Annotated in this window: 15 protein-coding genes and 2 pseudogenes; 16 read left to right on the top strand and 1 reads right to left on the bottom strand. The window is 62.4% G+C overall.

Annotation, left to right across the window (positions count from 1 at the left end):
* Positions 1-630 precede the first annotated feature (630 nt).
* The 16 genes and pseudogenes from E2C06_RS24355 to E2C06_RS24280 all read left to right on the top strand — a co-directional run bounded on the left by E2C06_RS24355 (position 631) and on the right by E2C06_RS24280 (position 20868).
* Entirely contained in the window at positions 631-1881 is a 1251-nt protein-coding gene (locus tag E2C06_RS24355) for a glycosyltransferase (RefSeq protein WP_133291191.1), read from the top strand.
* Between the two features lie 321 nt (positions 1882-2202).
* A complete protein-coding gene (locus E2C06_RS40400; protein WP_133291190.1) occupies positions 2203-3408 on the top strand; it encodes a calcium-binding protein in 1206 nt (401 codons plus the stop codon).
* A gap of 190 nt (positions 3409-3598) precedes the next feature.
* Positions 3599-6289, top strand: coding sequence for a glycosyltransferase (locus tag E2C06_RS24345; protein ID WP_133291189.1), 2691 nt, complete (start codon positions 3599-3601; stop codon positions 6287-6289).
* Between the two features lie 61 nt (positions 6290-6350).
* The gene (locus tag E2C06_RS24340; protein ID WP_133291188.1) at positions 6351-7253 is read left to right on the top strand and encodes a hypothetical protein; all 903 of its coding nucleotides are present in this window, start codon (positions 6351-6353) and stop codon (positions 7251-7253) included.
* Positions 7254-7507: 254 nt separating this feature from the next.
* Positions 7508-9055, top strand: coding sequence for a glycosyltransferase family 2 protein (locus E2C06_RS24335; RefSeq protein WP_165982629.1), 1548 nt, complete (start codon positions 7508-7510; stop codon positions 9053-9055).
* A gap of 32 nt (positions 9056-9087) precedes the next feature.
* Positions 9088-9822 (top strand): glycosyltransferase, encoded by a 735-nt coding sequence (locus E2C06_RS24330; RefSeq protein ID WP_165982628.1) that lies wholly within the window; start codon positions 9088-9090, stop codon positions 9820-9822.
* Positions 9819-11495, top strand: coding sequence for a hypothetical protein (locus E2C06_RS24325; protein WP_133291185.1), 1677 nt, complete (start codon positions 9819-9821; stop codon positions 11493-11495). Before E2C06_RS24330 ends, E2C06_RS24325 begins: the two co-directional genes overlap by 4 nt.
* Positions 11492-12868: a glycosyltransferase family 4 protein gene (locus E2C06_RS24320; protein WP_133291184.1), complete on the top strand. Its 1377-nt coding sequence runs from the start codon at positions 11492-11494 to the stop codon at positions 12866-12868. The genes E2C06_RS24325 and E2C06_RS24320 overlap by 4 nt, the downstream gene beginning before the upstream one ends.
* Before the next feature lie 124 nt (positions 12869-12992).
* Entirely contained in the window at positions 12993-13835 is an 843-nt protein-coding gene (locus E2C06_RS24315) for a hypothetical protein (protein WP_133291183.1), read from the top strand.
* Positions 13836-13872: 37 nt separating this feature from the next.
* Positions 13873-15342, top strand: a complete 1470-nt coding sequence (locus E2C06_RS24310) for a class I SAM-dependent methyltransferase (RefSeq protein WP_133291182.1) — start codon at positions 13873-13875, stop codon at positions 15340-15342.
* Positions 15343-15528: 186 nt separating this feature from the next.
* On the top strand, positions 15529-17430 hold the full coding sequence (locus tag E2C06_RS24305; RefSeq protein ID WP_133291181.1) for a tetratricopeptide repeat protein: 1902 nt from the start codon (positions 15529-15531) through the stop codon (positions 17428-17430).
* Positions 17427-17663 carry an acyl carrier protein gene (locus tag E2C06_RS24300; RefSeq protein WP_133291180.1) on the top strand — a complete coding sequence of 79 codons (237 nt, stop codon included), beginning with the start codon at positions 17427-17429 and terminating at the stop codon, positions 17661-17663. The genes E2C06_RS24305 and E2C06_RS24300 overlap by 4 nt, the downstream gene beginning before the upstream one ends.
* A gap of 36 nt (positions 17664-17699) precedes the next feature.
* On the top strand, positions 17700-19382 hold the full coding sequence (locus E2C06_RS24295) for an AMP-binding protein (RefSeq protein ID WP_133291179.1): 1683 nt from the start codon (positions 17700-17702) through the stop codon (positions 19380-19382).
* A gap of 184 nt (positions 19383-19566) precedes the next feature.
* Positions 19567-20229: pseudogene (locus E2C06_RS24290) on the top strand (IS1380 family transposase); the annotation flags it as partial.
* A gap of 1 nt (position 20230) precedes the next feature.
* Positions 20231-20485 (top strand): annotated as a pseudogene (locus tag E2C06_RS24285) (transposase domain-containing protein); the annotation flags it as partial.
* The gene (locus E2C06_RS24280; protein WP_241671446.1) at positions 20482-20868 is read left to right on the top strand and encodes a plasmid pRiA4b ORF-3 family protein; all 387 of its coding nucleotides are present in this window, start codon (positions 20482-20484) and stop codon (positions 20866-20868) included. The pseudogene E2C06_RS24285 and the gene E2C06_RS24280, both read left to right, overlap by 4 nt.
* A gap of 92 nt (positions 20869-20960) precedes the next feature.
* On the opposite strand, the gene istB is transcribed toward E2C06_RS24280, so the two are convergent.
* The coding region (istB, locus tag E2C06_RS24275) for an IS21-like element helper ATPase IstB (RefSeq protein WP_133291178.1) at positions 20961-21501 on the bottom strand (541 nt) is incomplete at its 5' end.

Raw genomic sequence — 21501 nt, 5'->3', positions numbered from 1 at the left:
ATCGTTTCAGCAGATCACGGCGGTCAACTACACCTTCGAGCCGATTGGCGGCGGAGTAGACCAGGCGTTTTTGCTTATAGAGAGAGCGGAGATATGGCGAATTTAGAGTCTCCATGCGGTCAAAGCCGCGAATGTCGAGGTCAGGTGGTGGGCGGCGTTCACCGCTACCAGTCGGGGCTGAGCTCGTTGGCGACGCCGATTCTGGGGATGGTGTGATTTCTGGGAATGGTGTGATCAGCTTGCTGGTTTGCGCCTGGTGGCTGGCTTGCGTGACCACGTCTTGGCGAGATCTTCGACAGCCTTAGCGTGCTTACCGAAGTCGATGACTGCCGGATTCGATCTGCCGATTGGCTATCGTCAGCTCCTTCTGCATGCTGCCGTGGCATGCCAATGGTATCTATGGCTGAGCTAAGCCGCATTCCGTTCAGCCAATTTCCCGTCCATAAAGCGGGAGAAGCAGCGGGAGACTTCTGCGAAGGTCCCGGACGTTGTGGCGGGGCAGTCCCCAATCAAGGAGACGCTTGGGCAAGACACACATAATGACCTGTAATCTCAAGCGATGCCTGCGGCAGCGCACAGTGTGAAGGCCAAGCGCTGCTGAGTAAGCGGCGGAAGAAGGGGCGTTGCCCTATGAACTACCTGTTCGTACACCAGAATTTCCCTGGCCAGTATTTGCATGTACTGCGGCGGTTAGCTGCCGAGCGTCGGCACGAAATTGTCTTTATCAGCTTGCCTAATCACAACCAGATCCCAGGGGTACGCCGGATCGATTATCGTCCCTTGCGTGGCCCGAGTCCCGGTATCCATCGTGATGCGACAGAGTTCGAGGCGGCCATGATTCGCGCGCAGGCCGTCGCGGAAACCGGACAGCGCCTCGCCGCCGTTGGTTTCCAGCCTGATATAATGATTGGCCACAATGGCTGGGGCGAACTCCTCAATCTGAAGGACGTCTGGCCCGGCGTGCCTCTCATTCCGTATTTCGAATTTTTTTATCACGACGCGGGCCTCGATGTCGGCTTTGATCAGGAATTTCCGCTGTCGCCGGAGCAGCGCTCGCAGGTACGGGCTAAGAACGCGGTCAATCTCCTCGGACTGCAACTAGCTGATCGTGGGCAGACCCCAACCGCCTTTCAGCGGAACACCTATCCCGCTTGGGCACGCCGAAAGCTTGCGCTCGTCCCTGAAGGCGTCGACCTGGCATACTGTCGGCCGCGCTGGGATGTTGATTTTGCGCTGCCGGCCATTGGGCGGCGATGGAGCCGACAGGGTCGACGTCTCGTCACCTATGTTGCTCGTAACCTTGAACCGTACCGTGGCATCCACGTGTTGCTACGCGCCATACCCCGCATTCTCGCCGACCGGGCCGATGTCGATGTTGTCGTTGTGGGTGGTGACGAAGTCTCGTACGGCCCAGCACCAGAACACGGCACCTGGCGGGAACGTTTGCTTGCAGAACTTGGTAGCGCGATCGACCCCGACCGCGTCTTCTTTCCCGGCAAGCTTGCGTATGCCGACTACCTGACGCTGCTGCAGGTGTCCTCAGTCCACGTCTATCTCACTTACCCATTTGTTGCATCTTGGTCGTTGCGAGAGGCGCTCGCCTGCGGATGTGCCCTCGTTGCCAGCGATACGGCGCCCGTGCGCGAGTTTGTCAGCGATCGAGAAACCGGTCGCCTCGTGTTTTTCGACAAGCCAGCCGAGGTGGCTTTGGCAGTGCTCGAACTTCTTGAAGACACGGACCAAGCGGATAGGCTCCGACGGAACGCACGACACTGGGCGGAAACCCACCTCGACTTGGCATCTCACCTTACCGCCTTCAAGCAAGTAACCAAGGCCGCTCACCGAGCTTGCTCCAGCACAAGAAGCCAATTGCCGCAGTGATCGGCACAGCCCAGGAGAGGGCTGCCGTGCGTCTTTGACCTACGCGCCGTGGAGCACGGCCCAACAAATTCGAATGAGATCGATCTGGTTTCGTGGTAATTTTTCACTTTACCGCATGAAAGGGGAGGTATGTCGGCGAGCAACTTAGGAAACTGCCTGCTCTAGTTGTAGGAATAAAATCTTTATAAAATTTACTCTGTGTGTCGGATGTTGTTTCGCCCGTACGGCGAACCGATTTTTTTGCAACGCATCATTTAGGTTGATTTCATGCAATCACCAGTTATAACGCAAGCAGTTTTGAGCGACGTTGGGGATCCATAGATGGCTGAGGCGACACTTTCAGGTGGCAGCGGCGGCACCATCACAATTCCGTTTGATACGGCGGGTGCAGCTGGCCTGGCCCAGCAGGCGCTGTCATCGATCACGTCAACCCTGACTTTTACGCCTGGCGGATCGGTGCCGAACGCACCGGTGGGCGGTGGGGGCGCCCTGGCGATTGGCCCGAACGGCCTGCCAACCGGGACGGTGGCCGTGCCGAGCGGTTACACGGCCGTGGTGAATACCGCGACTGCGCCTGTCGCCCTTGTGGGGGGCGGCGAAAGCCAGATCATCATCTCCAGCAGCGGCGGCCTAAATTACTTCACGGGCGGTGGCTCCGACACTGTGATCGCGGCGGGTGGTGACAACCTGATTGGCACCAGCCTGAGTGGAGACGCGGGGTCTCGAATTCTTGCCGGTGTGGGCAATGACACGGTTGTCGCGGCCTCTGGAAACAACACCATTACGGCGGGTGGCGGCAGCAACCTGATTGGCCTCGGCAGCGGCAATAACGTGGTTTACGCACAGGGCAGCGACCGTATCGTCGCGGGCGCAGGCAATGACACCATTGGCGTCGAGAGCGGCAACACCACGGTCTGGGGCGGGGCGGGCCAACTCACCTTCGTCGGGGGAAGCGGCAATACCACGGTGGCCGGCGGATCTGGGACTGCAACAATCTTTGGCGGCGTCGGGGGCGGCCAATTCAGCGGGGGCGCCGGTGGCGGCAACCTGATCGTCTCGGGCGAGGGCGCGAGCACCGTCTGGGGCGGTGGGGGTAACAGCCAGCTCTTCGCGGCTGGCGCCGGCGGCGACGTGCTCGTCGCGGGCACGGGCAACCAGACGCTGAGCGGTGGCAGCTCGACCGGGAATAACACCTACTTTGCCGGGAGCGGCAACAATCTAATTGGTGGCGGGGTTGGCGACGACAACATCTTCGCCGGCCGTGGCAACGCGACGATTTTCGGCGGTGGCGGCAAGGATACCTTTGACTTCTTCAAGGACCTGACGGGTGGCCCAGGCAGCACGATCACCATCGGCGACTTCACGATAGGCCAGGACAAGCTGGCAGTGATTGGCTTTGACAATACGCCGGCGGAGCTGCTCGCGAGCCAACAGGTGCAGGGCGCCACGACCACCCTGATCCTAGGTGACGGCACCAAGGTGGTGCTGACCGGCCTGGCCGGTGTTGACAGCCGTATCTTCGGCTGAGCCGCCGGGGTGGTCGCTCTGCGACCACCCCCCCTCGCCGGCTGACGTAGCGGCAGCAGGGGACGTGGTTGGCACTGCCGAGCACGCCTGGTCACGCGGTCAACAGGCGGGACGGCAGGGCGAATGGGTGTGTGCGGCCCGTTGGTTGGAGCGGGCCTATCGAGTTGGTGGCCGTGCGCCGAGTCTGGCATTGGCCTGGGCCACAGCGCTCACTTACAGCGACACGACGCGAGCAGTTCCACAGCTGGAGGCGCTCGCGCGCGAGCATCCCGGCGGAGAGATCGGCGCGGCGCTTGCGGCGGCCCTGTTGCGACTGGGTGCTGTAGCGCGCGCCGCCGAAGTGCTGGCAGCCGTGCTGCGGCGCAATGCCATCCCATGGGGGGATGGCCGCGTGGAGCTCGCACAGGCCATTGTGGCGGCAGGCGGTGGGTGCGGCTGGTTGGGCTGCTCCGGCGATGAACTGAGACTCTTTCTTCGAGGGGCCGGAGCGTCGCCGACGGAGCTGGCCCTGTGGGCGGGCAACCACCGGCTTGCGCCTGTCTGGCGGCCGTGCGCCGACGGCGGCTGGGCCGCGCCGATACCGGCGGGCATTCCCATCGGTGAGCTGCTGCGGACCAACCTACCGCTGCTGGGGAATCCCCTCGACCTGACCGCGATCCGCCGCGTCGAGGGCTTTGTCGAAGCCGTAGCGGACGGGCTGCGTGGCTGGGCGTGGCAGCCGGGTGCACCCGAGGCACCCATCAGGCTGCAAGTGTCATTTGATGCGAGGGTGGCGGGCGCGCGGCTGGCCAACGGTCCGCAGGCCGTGCCGCACGATGCCCCGACCGCGCGTCCGCGCAGCTTCGCCATTCCAGTGGCCGACATACCACATGGGACCCGCGTGGTGCGCGTCTGGGGCGCCGACGGCCGCGATCTCGCCGGCAGCCCGCTGCGGCTCCGACCTGAGGCGCGGCCGGTGCGGGGCGGGCGAGCAAAAACGCCCGAACGGGACGGGCGGAATGGCGCGGCGCCGGTTGTGCTGCTCGTGCACACGGAGACGCACCCAGTTGCCGACGCGGTGCTGGCGAGCTTGCTGAAGAGCGGGTCGCCCGTCATCGCCGTTGCTGGCGGCATCGCACCCAGTGCGACGCTGCGCGAGGCAGCCCGCGATCAAAGGCTACTGCTGCTGCGCTGGCGACGGCCGCGCGGCCTGGCGGCGGCCTGGAACGCAGCGGCCGCATGCGCCCCGGGCCGGGACGTGCTGGCAACGCGCGGGGACTTACAGCTCGACGCTAGTGGGCTCGGAGCGCTGCATGCCACCGTGGCGGCCGATAGCCGGATCGGTGTCGCGGCGCCGCTCTCTAATGGCTGGATACGGGGCGGCTATCCAGAGGCGGATCGAGCAGTGGCACTCGAGCCAGGGCGGGCGGATGAGATAGCCGCGCGGGCGCAGCGGGTCGCGTCGCCTCCAATCGAGACCATCGCGCGCGGCGGCTGCCTCTACATCCGACGCCGCTGTTTCGACGCCCTGGGCGGCTTCCAAGACCGCGGTGACGAGGCCGCCAATGTGGTCGTCGAAGAGTTCGGCCGCCGGGCGAGTGCCGCCGGCTGGCGCAGCCTTATTGTCCCGTTGGTGTTCGTCGCTGATTTGGGGGTGATTGGCTCGACGTCACTAGCACAGCGAGCGCTCGCCGCCGCGGGTGACCACGGGTTAGACAGTCGCTACCCGGAACGGGGAAAGGAGGCGGACGCGCTGGCGACGGCGCGCCACGCGCTCGACATGGACCGGCTTGTCCAGGCCGTAAGGGGCCGCCCGGTGACGCTCATCGTCACACACAATGAAGGCGGTGGCATCGAGCGGCACGTCCAGGAGCGCTGCGCAGCGCGTGCGCGGGCGGGTGGAGCAGATGTGCTGCTTCGATCAGGGCCTGACGGCACGACGGCAACGCTGGAGCTGGCCAGCGAAGCGGCGGCTCCGCTCTGCTACAAGCTGCCGGCCAGTAGAGCGGCCCTCGTGCAGCTCCTCACGAGGGTGGGGGTGGGGCGGATCGAGTTTCACCACCTGCGTCGGCACCACCGTGCCGTGCGAGACCTCCCGCAGCAGCTTCAGGTCCCCTACGATGTCGTGTTGCATGATTATGCCCTGCTCTGCCCTCGGGCCAACCTCGTGGCGACGTCCGGGCGCTACTGCGGCGAGCCGGACCTAGCCGCCTGCGAGCGATGTGCGCACGAGCATGAACTCCGACCGCGTATCGCGCCGGACGGCGTGGCGGCATTGCGGGCAGAGAGCGCGGCCACCCTGCGTGGCGCGGCACGCATCGTGGCGCCGAGCCACGACACGGTCCGGCGCTTTGGCCGCTACGTGCCCGACTTGGCGATTGAGGTTCAGGCCTGGGAGGCCCCGGCGGGGCACCCACCAGCCCCAACACCAGCGGCGCGGCGCGCGCGCGTGTGCGTCCCGGGCGCCATTAACGATGCGAAAGGCTACGAGGTGCTCCTCGACTGTGTGCGTGAGGCGGCCGCACGACGATTGCCACTGGAGTTTGTGGTGGTGGGTCATACCCGCGACGACGCGGCGCTACTCCAGGCCGGGGCCTTCGTGACTGGACACTATACGGAGGCCGAGCGGGCTGCACTGATCGCAGGGCAGCGTGCACATGTTGGCTTTCTGCCCTCGGTTTGGCCCGAGACCTGGAGTTACGCGCTGAGTGCACTGTGGGAGGCTGGGCTCCCCGTGCTCTGCTTCGACCTTGGTGCCCAGGCTGAGCGGGTGCGGGCAACGGGCGCTGGGCGGTGTATCCCGTTGGGCACGCCGAGCCAAATGATCAACGACGTGTTAAATCAACTTGCCGATAGTGCAAAAAATCTGCCAAACTGCGGTGTGAATTTAACCGGCGCGTGATGCCGGAGGCCACTTTGCGCAGGGCGCTGCATCGTTGCGCGATGCGCGCGAGGGACATTGCATGCCTGATTTTAACTACCCGAGCTCAGCGATTGCCGACATTGAGGTTGCCGCCCATACCCTGCTCCTACCGCAGGGCACCTACTGCCTCCACGTAACCGAGGTCGCCGAAGATCTGGAGGCGGAACGGCTGCCCGGGTTGAGTGTGGCAGTCGCACCGGGTGAAGAAGGCGGCGCTATCGAAGTGGCACGTCTGTCCGGCGAGCCTTGGTTGCGGCGTCCGGGCGATGCCCTCTTGGTACGGGTGCATGCCGCCCGCATTCGGCTGTTGCTGACCAGCTACAACCTCGCCCGTGCGGCGGGCGCGACTCCCCCAAAGATTCAGGTACAGCGGCTGGACGCGCCGGCGGCGGCTGCGCCGGCCCTGCCCGAGGCGGCGCCCCCCGCGCTCGTGCCGACGGCGCTGCTGGTCCACGCACGCAGACGCGGCGACCTCAGTGGTGGCTACGGAGACTGGGTCGGCGAGCAGGCCGACGACGTCTGGATCGAGGGCTTTGCCATCACGCCCCCCGCGGGGCTGGCAGCCGCAGACCTCGAGTATCAGGCGGTGCTGGGCAAGGGCTGGTTCTCGCCCTGGAGCCCCGGTGGCGAGTTCTGCGGAAGCCGGGGGATGCAGCTGCCGATCCTCGGCTGGCGGATCAACCTGAAGGGCGATGCCGCCAAGAACTTTACCTGCAATTACAGTGCGGTCTTCGTCGACGGGTCCGAGGTTGGGCCGGTGACGGTGGGGCAGCCCTGTATGCTGCCGGACCTGAAAGCCGTTGCCAAGCTGCGGGTGTCCATCGTGCCGCGGACAGCGGGGCCGGTTGACGTCGCGACCTCGCTGGCCGCGCCTGGCACGGGTACGGCCACCCGTTCGAAGGGCGGCACCGTGCCACGGTCGGGCGGTGGGCGCGTGCGGTGACGACCCGCACACGCGGGCCGTCGGCGCCATCGAGTAGGCGGTTAAGCACGGCAGGCGAGCCAGCGCAGGCAGGGCTCGTCGAAACCTTTGCGCCGCCTGAACATGGTTGCGCCTGGCTGTTCATCGGCTGGACGGCACGGCCCTGGGCACCGGAAGAGGTTACTGACCGCCTCATCCTGCACCTGCAGGCCGGGAGTGTGACGGGACCAGCGACGACCTACTTTTACCCACGGTCAGATGTGCCTGCGGGAGCGGTGGGGTTCGTCGCCGTCGTCCACGCCCCGCGGCCGCCCGTGGGTGATTTGGTCGCGCTGGAGCTGACCGCGCTGGACTGTCGGCTGCCGTTGGCCAGCCAGGCCACAGCACAGGCGGAACTCACGCTCGGCGCGCTGGCCCGTCGGTTGGTCCAGGCGGGGCCGGGCGGCCGCGGCCACGCCATCCTCAGCCTGCTGCCGCGGCGCGGATACGACGGCACCGACACCCTCGGCCAACTCTGGCCCCCCGTGCACCTGGAATTCGACCAAGTGCTGCGGGTACCGCCCGATGGTGTCGCGCTGGTCGGCTGGTTCGTCGATCCGGGGGCAGCAGTCGCCGCCCTGCGTGTGCGGGGCGCCGGCGCGACCATCGAGCTCAAGCCCGCGACCTGGGTTCAGGTCAAGCGCCCGGACGTTCTCGAGGCGCTGGCGCCCCGCTACGGTCTTGAGCAGGACACGCTAGGGTTCGTTGCCTACGCACCAGGTTTGGCCAAGGTCGGCACAGAGCTCTATGTTGAGATCGAGACTTGGCAGGGCGAGATCGCCTACAAGCCGGTTCGCCCCGTTGAGCTGTTTGGTTTGGGTGTGATCAAGCAGCTGCTCGCCGTGCCACGGCAGCCCCGCGCACGACTGGCGGCAGCCTTCGACAGCGTGCTCGGGCCAGTGATCGAAGGGCTCAATCGGGCCCGCCTCGCGCGCCCGCCCAGCGTGGCGGCGCTCACCTTCGGTCCGCCACTACCCGCGCCCGAGTCTTCGGTCGTGGTACCGCTCCACGGGCGCGTTGACTTCATGGAATACCAGCTCGCGCTTTTTGCGGAGCAGCCGGATCCGCACTGCGAGCTGATCTATGTGCTGGACGATCCCGGACTTCAGGACGAAGCGGAACGCCTGGCCGAGTCCTGTTGGGCACGCTTCCGGCTGCCGTTCCAACTGCTGATGCCCGAGGCAAACCTTGGCTTCGCCCCGGCGACGAACCTGGGCATCGACGCGGCGCGGGGCACATATGTCTGCCTGCTGAACTCGGATGTCTTTCCGATCGGCCCGACCGGCTTGGCCTGGGTCGCCAAACTGGTCCGACGCCTCGCCGAAGACCCCACACTGGGCGCCGTTGGTCCGTTGCTGCTCTACGAGGACGACACCGTCCAACACGCTGGGATGCACTACGAGCAGGTGGCGGGCTTGTCGGACTGGGCGTTTCTCATCCACACGGGCAAAGGGGCTCCAGCGCCGCCGGCCGAGGGTTTGCGCGAAGCGCCGGCGATCACGGGCGCCTGCATGGTCCTGCGCCGCGCGGACCTGCAGACCCTGGGCGGACTCGATCAGGGATATCTCATCGGGGATTTCGAAGACTCCGATCTGTGTCTGCAGCTTCGCGCTCGCGGGCAGCGCTGCGCAGTCGACACTGATCTCCGGCTCTACCACCTTGAGCGGCAATCGCAGGGGCCGGCGAGCTCCTGGCGGATGAACGCGACGCTCGTCAACGCCTGGCGGCATCAACGGCGTTGGCACGCGAGCGGGCTACTGTCCGACATGGGTGCGGACCGGTGAAAAAGTCCGCGACGGGCGCTGTGCACGGGCCGGTGGCGGCCGATACCGGCCTGCCGGAGCCAGCGGCACGGTCACCGGGCGTGCGGCTGCTCGTGGTCTGCCACACGCACCCGCGATTCAGCCGGGGCGGAGCGGAAATCACCGCCTACGAGACGTTTCGGCGCGCTGCGGCGCAACCCGGTGTAGAGGCATGGTTCTTCGCCTCCAATGGAAAAGCGCATGGCGCCAAGATCGGCGTCAGCGTTCAGCAGCCCTTCGGGCCGCGGGAGTTTGTCCACACGGGCGAAGCCTATGAGCAGTTCAAGCTCAGCAACCCCGATCCCGCCTTCGAGCGGGAGTTCGGCCGGGTGCTCCGTGAGGTTCGGCCCGACGTGGTGCACTTCCACCACTATTTGGGAGTCGGCGTCGAAGCCTTCCTGTATGTGCGGCGCCACGCCCCTCAGGCCCAGGTGATCCTCACGCTGCATGAGTATCTCATTATCTGCAATCACCACGGTCAGATGGTGACGCGGCCGAACCTTGACCTGTGCAAGACAGCGAGCCCGCAGCGGTGTGGGCGCTGCTTTCCGGAGCAGGCGCCGCAGTTATTTTTCCTTCGGCGGCTCTGGCTGCAGCGGTTTCTGCGCGAGGTGGACACCTTCATCGCACCCAGCAACTTTCTCAAAGAACGCTATGTCGCCTGGGGCCTCGATCCGGCGAAAATCGTGGTGCTGGAAAATTTTCTGCCCCATGAGCAAGCCCGTACGGCATGCGGAGACGCTGCATGATCGCCAGTCACCAGAGCGGCTTCACGGCGCAAAACCCGCATGTGAACGCTGGCGCAGACACTGCTTCGCCTGAAGATAGGCCGGCAGCTAATGCGGCGCTGCTACGGACCCTGTCGGATCTGCAGGACCAAGCCAAGGAACTTCTTGGCGAACCGCTACGGCCGCAATCGGACAACTTTGCCGGCTATATCGAGGCAGTCACTGTCGACAGTGCTGGACATATCTGGGTAGCCGGCTGGATCAGGCGGTCATTAGGCTGCCAATTTAGTGTCGTGATTGCTGATCGGCAGAAATATGCCGGCGCAATGTCAGTGATCTGCTACGATCGCGCCGATTTGGCGCCCGGTGATCAGGCAATGTTCGGTATAATTTGCACTGATTGGCGCCCCAGTTCGGATACAGACGAGGTATTCCTATTCCTCGGTCCGGAACTGAAGCCATTCCTGCGGGCAGTGCGGCCACTGCCCAAGCTGGGTGGTGAACTTTTGACGGAGCGCTTTGCGGAGGCGCGCTTAAACCATACGCAAGGGCAAGCAGACGCACTGCAGGCACTCCTGCTGGACGCACAGAATTGGTTGCCCAAAACCGCGCAAATCGCCGGCTTTACGGTAGAGGCGGCAGTCGAAGAACTCTTGGTGTTGCCGGGGTTCGGCAGCTTGGTGCAAGGCTGGGTGGTAAGTCCAGCCAAGCCCGTAGCCCAGTTTTCGCTGCGGCTCGGCCAACGCGTCTTGCGTGGCGTGCCGGGCAGTCTGTCGCTGCGGCCACGTCCTGATCTTGCTACGGCGTACCCACGCACGCCCCGGCTGCTTGAGCGTGCCGGCTTTACCGTAGTCACGCGCGGTGTCCTATACTCCGAGGATATCACTCATCCGGTGCTGAAGGTTCATTTTGAAGATGGCACATCCGTGAATGTGTCGATTGATGCAAATGCCGTGCGGCGTATCGGCCATGCCGTACCAGTAGACGACGTTCTGCGACTTTATCCAGGTATTGCCGCCGAAGAATTCTTTGAGGATTTCGCAAATGCGCTCCGTGCCGATACGATTAAACGGCTGCGGTCAGTCGTGATGGTGAAATCGCCTGAGCAGAATCAGCGGTATGTTATTGTTGCGGTGCCTTCGCATAGTTCCGATGCATACCTCCTGGCCGACGGCGTGGCCCGGCATGTCAGCAGCGAAGGGGAGGCATGCTCGGTGATGCTGATGGCCGACCAGAGTTGCGACCGTGGTCAGTTACCAGTGCTCGCAGACGCAATCGAGGCACAGACAGGCCGACGTTGTGGCGTCTGTCTCGTCGAGCAAGCGGACAAGCCACTCTGGGCGCTTCCCGCGGTCTTGGCAGCCACGGGCGCCGAACGTTTTCTATTTATGGCAAAAGACGTCTTCCTCGATCAGTTATCCTGGCGCGCAGTCCTGACGGGATTGAAAGCCGAAGGCGATGCGTTGCTGTCATTGCGGTACCGTGACGGCGGGACTCCAGCGGCTTTTGTGTGGACCAAGAAAGCATTCGACGCATGGTCGCATACGACAAAACACCCACTTGGCATTCGGCATTGCGCAGGTCTTACCGATAAGGCGATATCACTGCCAGGCTATGCTCGGACGGCAGTGGCACTTTTGCCCAGCAACCGACTGTTCGAGAATGTTGACCAGCAAAGTGTGTTTGGGCCGTGAACATACAAAATCAGACGAGTGGTTCTGCGCCGCCGAAGATCGCGGTGATCTCGCACGCTCATCCATCAATTTCGAAGGGTGGTGCGGAGATTGCAGCCGCTACACTCTTTAGGGGCCTGCAAGAGCTAAAGGTGCCTGCGGTATTCATTGCCGCGGTACCTTGGGCAAAGCGCGGTCACCTGAAGCTTGGGGCAGGTGAACACGCCGTCTTCTACGACCCTGAGCGGTACGAGCATTTTTACCACTTGGCGTCGGCGGACGTTCCGATACAGCTAAGCCGTGTCATTGAGCAAACCGGCGCACAGGTGCTGAATTTTCATCATTTTTTAAATTTGGGGCTGAATAGCGTGCGGGCAGCCTCCGCGTTGCCGGGACGCTGCACCGTGATGACGCTGCATGAGCTTCTATCGATCTGTCACCATCATGGCCAAATGCTGAAAAGGCCGGGGCTGTCGCTATGTAACGCGGCGAGCGCATCAAGCTGCGCAACCTGTTTCCCGGAATTTGAATGGAGGCGCTTCGAATTGCGATACGACCTTTTCCGGGACGTCTATGCGGGCATCGACACATTCGTTTCACCAAGCGTTTTTTTGAGTGACCGAACGGTGGCATGGGGGGTGCCGCGTGAGCGAATGCATGTGGTCGAAAACGGACTGGCCAATGCGACACCCGAGCAATGCACGCCGTCCGCGGAGCGTCGAAAATTCGTGTTTGGATACTTCGGTCAAATTAATCCATTTAAGGGCGTTGAAGTAATTTTACGTGCGGCGGAGCGGCTTGGGAGCATGGTGGAGGCCGAGAAGTTTGAGATTCGGCTGCATGGTAATCTAATCGGACAAACCGATATTTTCCGCGAAAAATTAGAGCGGCTCAGTAATACACTGCCATTTTTGAAATTTCTTGGCCCTTACGAAAACGAGCAAGTATCGGAGCTGATGGGGCGGTGCGACTATGTCGTTGTGCCAAGTATTTGGTGGGAAAACTCGCCAGTCGTGATCCAGGAAGCCTATGCCGTTGGGCGTCCGGTCATCTGTACGGGCATTGGCGGTATGGCGGAAAAAGTTCGGGACGGAGTGTCGGGATTGCACTTTGAGCGCGGTGATGCCGAAAGCCTCCTGCAAGCTATGCTCAGAGCGGCGGACGTCACGACCCATGCTCGGTTACAGGCTGGTTTGCCGCGCCCCATCAGTGCTGCCGACATGGCGCGCGAATACCTAAAGGTGTTCGACCGCATTGACGTGTTGTCACCGGGGCTAGAAGCAGAGGCAGTCGGGCTAAATGTCCCCAAGCCAATAACCCAAACGGGGGCGCCAAAACAGCAAAACGTACCTGGCGAACAGGCCGCAAAAATAAGGAAAAAAGCCGGGTATTAACTGCTTTAATCGCTGGGCGGAGCTGCCTATAAGGGCAGTACGCGGCTTAGAAGTATTAATATTCTGCAATTGCACTGGTCGTCTCTTTTAACGCGACATAGCTGCATCATGGAGATTTGTGCCGATGCTAAAAGGAAGTATCGAAGAAGTCACCGCTGGAGAAGTTGCGGGGTGGGCTTACGTCGATAACGCAGAGATGCGAGGGAAGCCTGTCCTGGCATTCCTCGATCAGGAGTGCGTCGGCGCGGGTGAAGTCTCCATATTCCGTCAGGATCTGGCGGATGCCGGATTAGGTGACGGTTTCCTGGGCTTCAATTTTAATGTGCGAATCCCCTCGCCAGCAGATCGTGCGCGAGTGGTGATCCGGGTGGGCGGATCCGACGCCATCCTATTGCAGAGCAACGCCACTATCGTGTCGCGGGCGGCGCCAAGGACGAAGGTCGCGCAAGACTCTCTGGGACGTTCGCTGACGGCGAGTTCGCTGCAGTGGATGCTGGCCCGCGGCTGGCTTACGCAGGCAGACCACGACTTCCTCAAGTTTTTTACAAGGATGGGGGTCTATGACCGGACGCTGCGGGTACCGCGCACAACAGGTGAAGCTGCTGATCCCGGACGGCAGGACCCGGCACTGGTGGCGCGTGATCTGTTAAGCCTGTTTGCGATGCGTGAGGTGGAAATCAGCAAGCGGCAGCTACGACAACAGGATGACTTGCTCGAACAAATTGCCAAGCACACTCAGGCACAAGACGTATTGCCGATCCTGGCGCTCTGGAGTGCCGAGCGTGGCAAGTTGAGCGTGGCCGAGGGCTCGCATGCGGCGAACGACCAGGTGGATATGCTGCCGTTCATTGATTACCCTTTGGGCCCGGACCGGCTTTTGCTGCTGGATGCGGAAATCCGAATCCGCAAGCCTGATGTCCTACCCCAGGGCGGTGCGGTGTTGTTTGTGGCGAAACAGGTTTCGTAATCGTTGATCCGCCTAAAAGCACAACCGGGAGATTACCATGAGTAGCTCGTCGAGTGATGAGATGCCGGTCGAGGAGGCACTTCGGGAGCTCGACGCGGAGTTGTTGGCTCTGATTCGGCGCGGGTTGGAGAGGCGGACAACCAGCATTTCCAGCTTTGGTGCAATCATCACCGGGAACGCCTATCAATCCGTCAATCTGCGCGGCGAGATCGCAACCGGCTTTCGCCGGTCAGACCCCGAGTTGTTCGCGGGTATTCCACTGCAGGGAAAGCGGTTCATCGACCTCGGCTGCAATTACGGGGAGAAGACCAGGCTGGCGGCGCTGGCGGGTGCCGAATACGCCGAAGGCGTCGAGTATGAGGAGTATTTCGTCCGCATCGGTGGCTTGCTGAGCACCTACAATCGCGCCTTCAACGTGGTGGTGCGCCAGGGTGACATCACCCAGCCAGGCTGTGTGCGGGCCGACTTCGATGTCGGTGCCTGCTTCTCCGCTTTCGTCTACCTGCGCCAGAACCTGGACGAGGTGCTGAGCCGCATCCGAAAACTGTTCATTCTTGAAACTCACGCAATGGAGGCAGGCTGGTTCGAGCAGTATATTCCGCCCGTAGCCGCCAGCTTGCCACATTGGATTCTGTACGGATTTTCTGATCATGGTCGCGGGCTGGAGACACAACGGCGGGCGCAGATAGCGTTTGCCCGCGAAAAGGAGGACGCCGGGCTGGTGGCCATCAACCGGGCCGCGGCGTTAAGCCTGACGCATTCAGATGTGCGTAGCCTGAGTTTGCCGAACAGTCGGCGCGCACAGACGTTGATGGGCAATCGCGGTCGTTCCCGGCTGTTGTTCGGGGAGTTGCGCAATTCAATTGCCACGCTGGGGTCGCATGATCAAAGCGAACTGCGGGAGCTACTGCGGAGTGCGCTGCCGCAATTGGATGAGATACGCATAGCCTACGGGCAGACGAAGACGCATTTCGGTACCGACTATTACTGGCGTGTGCTGTTCGACGGCATCGTCCATTACCTGGAAAACCTGGGTCTGACGCCGGCCAATCCGTACCTGATCTTCATGCGCGAGCTGGTCAGCCAGGGCGCCTACGATGCCGGCATGACATACGAGTTGGCGACCGAGGAGCGAGCGATTGCCCGCCTAGCACCACGGCTGGAGCGGATCGTCAGTATTCTGTTGACGAAAGCGATTCCGAGCCCATTGGTGATCTTCAACCCACTCGCGGTGCCCGGCCTGACGCGCGAGGGCTACACGCCGCAGGATTCACAGCTGGACGAACACATCCATATTGAGGGCCGTGGCGAGTACCGTATTCAGTATATCGATGGCAATCACCGGCTCGCCGCCATGTGGCTCAGTGGCGCAAGCAGCTGTCCGGTGTTGCCGGTCTGGACGAATATCTTCGGGCTCGACAAGACAAGCTTCGCGGTGTTCGCCGACAGCGACAAGCAAGACCGCCTGTTGGTGCCGCTGCTGGCCAAGAGCGTCTTACAATTGTAGTTAGGTTTTGACCGCTTTTAAATCTGACAAGCTACTATCGTTAACAGTTAACTACTTCTCAAAATACTTGAAAATTGAGTCCTGTTTAGAAGGAAGTAAGGACATCAGGAAGGCATTATTTAATCACACCCCCACACGACTGCCGTCGCATTCTCGACGGTTGCGAGCGCGGTAAAGGAATTGTAAATGGCAGAGGTAAAGGACCCGCTGGCTCAGGCTCATGCGGCCTTGAAGCAACGCGACTGGCTCAATGCGCTCAGGCTGAGTGAAACGGTTGAGGGCGACGGCGCAAGAGCATACAGCAAAGCCGTTGTGGTCGGCACGGCACTGCGCGAACTCCGCCGCTTCGACGAGGCTGATGCAGCCTTCTCTGAGGTGCTCCAACACTACCCGACACTGGAATGCGAGATAGGACATGCCTACGTCGCCCACCAGCGGGGCGACTGGGCTGAGGCCGTGAGCCGATGGGAGCGGCTGACCCAGCGGCATGAGGACAATCTCGCCATACTGCTCCCATTGTTGGACGCTCTAAGAGCCCTGGGTAATTTCGGGCGGGTAGAAGGCGTGCTCGCTACGGCTATGGCCAGCTTTCCAGCTAACCCTGCCCTGCTTACCAGGCATGCGCGTAGCGCCTCCGACCGGCGCGACCTTCCCGAGGCAGTCCGGCGTTGGCAGGACGTCGCCGACCAACAGCCCGATGACGTCTTGGTCCAGACCGGCTTAGGCTCTGCATTGCGGGAGGTGGGCCGGCTCGATGAGGCAGATCGTATTCTGCAAGCAGCGATTGAACGGTTCCCGAACCATGCTGAAACGATGGCGGCTTTTGCCTGGGTCGCCCATCATCGGAGGAATTGGGCGGAGGCGCTGCGACGGTGGCAGGCGCTCCAGGCGGCGTTCCCGAACCTGCCCATAGGGGCCGTAGGCGTTGGGCATGCCCTCAGGCTTTTGGGCAATTTTGACGAAGCCGAAGCTCACTACAGCAGTGCACTGGAGCGGTTCCCGCTCGTGCCGGAGCTCCAAACGGGTTACGCGTCCACTGCGACAGAGCGAAAGGATTGGCGAGAGGCGCTGATTCGCTGGCGGGCTGCTACGCTTCGGTTTCCAAATGACCCGAATGCATTGAACGGGGAGGCGCGGGTGTGGGCCGAACTCGGTCGCTCCACTGAGGCTGACCTTCTCTTCACCTCCGCAATGACGCAATTCCCGCACCATGAAGGTCTTGTTTATCAACACGCCATGGCGGCTAACCTACGTGAAGACTGGGATGAGGCAGTGCGGCGCTGGACAAAAGCTGCCGAAAGGTTTCCCGGCCGGCCGGCGTTCACAAGCGGTCTTTCCACCGCTGAATATCAGCGTCGCATCCATGCAACCGACCGTGACATCGACATGGCACCGGCTATTGTCGCGCTGGCGATTCGGCCAGGCGATGTTTTAGCAATCGGCGAGGACCTGCCTGAGCTATTACTGCATTTCGAAAGTATTGGCGACAATTGTGAGTTCGGCGGCGTGCAGCGCAAAGTGGGAGCCGAGCCGATCGGACTACTTCGCTGGTCGCGCACGCTGCCGGCGAACATTCTGGCAGCTATGGAGGCAAAATTCGAGGGCATTGGCTTGCCGGAGAACACATCCATTTATCGGCAGAACGGCACCTATAACACTGAGGACCGCCGCTTTGGGATGGGCATGCATACCTTTATCCCTGAGCACCAGCAGGAAGAAGCAGTGGTCTTAAGACAGTTTTGCCGCCGTCTTCAGTACCTCCAACGGAATTTTCTACGTGATATGGCGGAAGGCAAAAAGATTTTCGTCTACAAGAGTTCGACGGAATATCTCAGCGACACCTTCGTAGTGCGCTTGGCCCGCCTTATGCGCGCGCTTGGCCCTAGCAACCTCCTCGTCGTGCGTGCCCAGGAAGAAGGCAGAGCGCCCGGGCGTGTTGACCAAGTGGCAGAGAACGCCCTCATCGGCTATGTGGATCGGCTTTCGCCGCCCGACAATGCCATGGACATTAGTTTTGAGTCCTGGTTCCGGCTTTGCCGGAAAGCCTACCAGGTGCACCAAGACATGCTTAGGAGCAATGCGGCGTGACCATTCTCGGCGATTTAGAAGCGATCCTCCGCGATGTATTTGCACGTGAAGTACTCGTCACCTTGCAGACCACAGCTGCCGATATCGTCGGTTGGGACTCTTTTCGTCACGTAGAAATAATTATTCTGTTAGAAGAAAAATATGGTATCGAGTTGCCGGTCTCCGAGGTAAACGACGCCAAAACACTCGGACAACTTGCCGCGCTGGTCGAGCGTAAGATCGCTACGCAGTGAAACGCCTACTTTTTTCTCTAAAAACGGAGTTTCGCTTTGACCGAATCTATGCGTGCCGAGCCCAACTCATTTCTCACGCCCATTCTGGAGAGGCTCACGGGTCAGCCCGACGGAATTTTCGGCCAATATTACGAGGCAGGTGAGTGGCGCGCTTGTACCAACGCCGCCTATCTCCGACGCGTCTCGGACTATCTACGCCGGTACCGTGCGTTGGGGATTGGAGGAGGCGACGTAATTTTCATTGTCATCCCGGTTGGGGTAGACACCCACGCTGCCTTTTTTGCCGCCATGCTAGCCGGCGCCGTTCCAAGCATGCTGCCCTACCCAAACGTCAAGCAGAACCACGACGATCATTGGCAGCAACACCGCGCGCTGTTTGAGCTGTATGGGACGCACAATGTGGTGACGTTCGACGCCCTTGCGCCGGAAATGCGTGAGCGTTTCGGCGACCTTGGCCTACGTGTGATTGCGGTCAGCGAGGTCTCTTCGGGGCCGGAGGAGCTGCTAGGAGCGTTGCCGCCGGTAGAGCAGGTAGCACTGCTACAGCACAGCTCCGGCACTACTGGGCTAAAGAAGGGCGTGGCGCTCTCTTACGAAGCCATTGCAGTCCAGCTTGCCACCTATCAGCGTGTCGTCGCGCCAGAGGAGCAGGCGACGCCAGTGTTTGTCACATGGCTGCCCCTCTACCACGACATGGGCCTGATCTCGAGCTTCCTGCTGCCTATGTGGCTCGGTGCGCCCATTGTCTCCATTGACTCCTTCGACTGGGTGGCCCGGCCCGCCCTCTTGCTGGACGCGATTCAGCGCTTTGGAGGTACGCATCTTTGGCTACCAAATTTTGCCTTCCTGCATTTGGCGCGCGCAGTTCCGCGCAAACTCACTTGGGACCTCGGAACGGTGCAGGTAATTGTTAACTGCTCCGAGCCATGCAAGCCTGGCGCGTTTGATGCTTTCCTGACGCGCTACGTGGGTAGCGGTATTCGGGCAGAAATGTTGCAGTCCTGCTACGCCATGGCAGAGACGGTCTTTGCCGTTTCGCAGTCTCCGCTTGGCCGCCCTGTTCGCCGGCTATCGGTGGACCGCGCCTGCATCGAGGTGCCGGGTTCATTGCGCCTCACCGCGTTCGGCACGGACACAGCGATGGAGTTTGTCTCGAACGGCCCGCCAATCGACGGCTGTGAGGTAGCAATACTACGCGGCGATGCGTTCCTTGGTGAGGACGAGGTGGGCGAGCTCTGTCTAAAGGCAGCCTACATGTTCTCTGGTTATTATAAAAACCCGGACGCTACAGCAGCTACTTTTCAAGATGGATGGTATCGTACCGGCGATATTGGCTTCGTCCACGAGGGCGAGCTGTATGTCGTCGGCCGCGTGAAGGATTTGATCATCGTCAACGGCAAGAACATCTTCGCTCACGATGTAGAGGCGGCCGTGTCGCGTGTGCCCGGGGTGAAGCCCGGCCGCGCGGTGGCCTTTGGTCACTACTCCGATCGCATGGGGTCCGAGCAGCTGGTAGTTGTCGCGGAGCGCGATGGCACTGACGCGTCAGAGGCCCAACTGCTGAGCGCCATCAACCGTGCGGTGTTGGGCGAGGTAGGCATCCCCTGTTCGGACGTACGCTTAGTCGACCAGGGCTGGTTGGCCAAAACGACCAGTGGCAAAACCTCGCGGTATAACAATGCCCGTAAGTACGCCGCAAGCTATCGGCCAGTCGATTAAACTGGCCCGAGAGCCTGCTGCTGAATGGCCGGGACGTTGTCGTTTGTCCGTCGTCGAATGCTTTGAGACAGGCGAGGCGTCTTCCTAGCCCGGATTATGCGCGAGGGCTGACGGGCATGGCGCGAGCCGTTGCGTGGCCATAAGATTTGGTTTCGACCCACAAATCCAGCCGCGTCCGGAGACCATGCCCGTCACGGTTGAAGCTACCCCGCCGCTGGCCGGCCTGTCACCGGTTGCCGGCAAGCCCCTGATCGCCCGCTTCGACGGCGAGCAGCTCTCTTCCGATGGCGGCCTGCTGGCCCTGCGGGAAGTCGAGCGCCGGCTCGGCATCGCCGACCGGCTTGCCGCCTGCATCGACGACCCGCGCGCGCCGGAGCGGATCCGGCACGGCCTCGCCGCCATCCTACGGTTCCGCATGCTGATGATCGCGGCCGGCTACGAGGACGGCAATGACGCCGACAGCCTGCGGCACGACCCGGTCTTCAAGCTCGCGCTCGATCGTCTGCCCGACGGCGCCGCGCTCTGCTCGCAGCCGACCATCTCGCGGCTCGAGAACCTGCCCGATCTACGCGCCTTGCTGCGGATGGCTCGCGCCATGGTAGGGCTGTACTGCGCCAGCTTCCGGCAGGTGCCGCACCGCATTGTCCTGGACGTCGATGACACCTTCGATGCGGTCCACGGCGGACAGCAGCTGCGGCTCTTCAACGCCCACTACGACGAGTACGGCTTCCAGCCGATCGTCGTGTTCGACGGCGAGGGCAGACCGGTGGCCGCCATGCTGCGGTCGGCACACCGTCCCAGCGGGCACGAGGCCCGCGCTTTCCTGCGCCGGAGACACCGTGCCCTTTAACAATGCTGCCGAACGCGCGCTCAGGGGTATAGCCCTCGGAAGAAAGTCGTGGCTATCCGCTGGCAGCGACCGTGGCGGTGACCGCGCCGCGGCCATGTACTCGCTCACCTACACCGCCAAGCTGAACGACGTAGATCCACGCGCCTGGCTGGCCGATGTCCTGGCCCGCATCGCCGACCACCCCGCCTCCCGCCTGAACGAGCTGCTGCCGTGGAACTGGGCCCGGGCGAGGGAAGGAAAGGCGGCGGCATGACCAGCAGCATCGCCCGGCTCAAGATCACCCTCGACGACGTCAAGCCCGCGGTGACGCGCCGCGTCGAGGTGCCGCTGACCATCCGGCTCGATCGCCTGCACCTGGTGCTGCAGGCCGCCATGGGCTGGACCAACAGCCATCTCTACGAGATCCGCGCCCGCGGCGTGGGCTGGGGCGTGCCCGACCCGGACTGGGGAGATGGCCCACTCGACGCCCGCAAGACACGGCTCCTCGACGTCATCGAGGACACGGGCGCGAAGACGCTGAAGTACCTCTACGACTTCGGCGATGGCTGGGAGCACACGGTCAAGGTCGAGCGCATCACCGACGCTATCCCCGGCCTGCTCTACCCGTTCCTGATCGACGCTGTCAACGCCGCCTGAAATCTGACCCACTTCGTCTTGGTCCGCCGATCGAAACCTGACCCCCTTGATGCCCGGGGGTGGGGCGAGCCCCAACCCCCGGGCGGCGCCGTTCAAAGGCCCTCCTTCTTCGCCATTACCCCTGCCCGTCGCTTGTCCTTCAGCCGGTAGCTCTCGCCACTGATCTGCACGACGGTGGCGTGGTGCAGCAGGCGGTCGAGCATGGCCGCCGTCAGCACCGGCTCGCCCGCGAAGGCCTGGTCCCAGCTGCCGAAGGTGAGGTTCGAGGTGAGGATCATCGCGCCGCGCTCATAGCGCTTGCTCACCACCTGGAAGAACAGGTTGGCCTGCTCGCGGCCCATCGGCAGATAGCCGATCTCGTCGATGACCAGCAGGCGGTAGATGTTCACCGCCCGGTGCAGTACTTCCTTCAGCCGCCCCTGCCGCTGCGCCGCCTCGAGCAGCAACACCAGGTCCGCCGCGGTGGTGAAGCGCACCTTCCAGCCGCGCTGGGTGGCGAGGTAGCCGAGCGCGATTGCCAGATGCGTCTTGCCCACGCCGCTGGGTCCGAGGAAGACCACGTTCTCGGCCCGCTCGACGAAGGCCAGGCTGGTCAGCTCGGTGATCTGCTGGCGCGGCGCGCCGGTGGCGAAG

Origin of the sequence: Dankookia rubra, from assembly GCF_004355005.1 — a bacterium.
Classification (GTDB): Bacteria; Pseudomonadota; Alphaproteobacteria; order Acetobacterales; family Acetobacteraceae; genus Paracraurococcus; species Paracraurococcus ruber_A.
This window is presented reverse-complemented; position numbering and strand designations above follow the sequence as displayed.

Coding starts and splice junctions, on each gene's coding strand:
- E2C06_RS24325 (WP_133291185.1), top strand. CDS start 9,819: ATGATCGCCAGTCACCAGAGCGGCTTCACGGCGCAAAACCCGCATGTG.
- E2C06_RS24305 (WP_133291181.1), top strand. CDS start 15,529: ATGGCAGAGGTAAAGGACCCGCTGGCTCAGGCTCATGCGGCCTTGAAG.
- E2C06_RS24310 (WP_133291182.1), top strand. CDS start 13,873: ATGAGTAGCTCGTCGAGTGATGAGATGCCGGTCGAGGAGGCACTTCGG.
- E2C06_RS24355 (WP_133291191.1), top strand. CDS start 631: ATGAACTACCTGTTCGTACACCAGAATTTCCCTGGCCAGTATTTGCAT.
- E2C06_RS24315 (WP_133291183.1), top strand. CDS start 12,993: ATGCTAAAAGGAAGTATCGAAGAAGTCACCGCTGGAGAAGTTGCGGGG.
- E2C06_RS24340 (WP_133291188.1), top strand. CDS start 6,351: ATGCCTGATTTTAACTACCCGAGCTCAGCGATTGCCGACATTGAGGTT.
- E2C06_RS40400 (WP_133291190.1), top strand. CDS start 2,203: ATGGCTGAGGCGACACTTTCAGGTGGCAGCGGCGGCACCATCACAATT.
- E2C06_RS24280 (WP_241671446.1), top strand. CDS start 20,482: ATGACCAGCAGCATCGCCCGGCTCAAGATCACCCTCGACGACGTCAAG.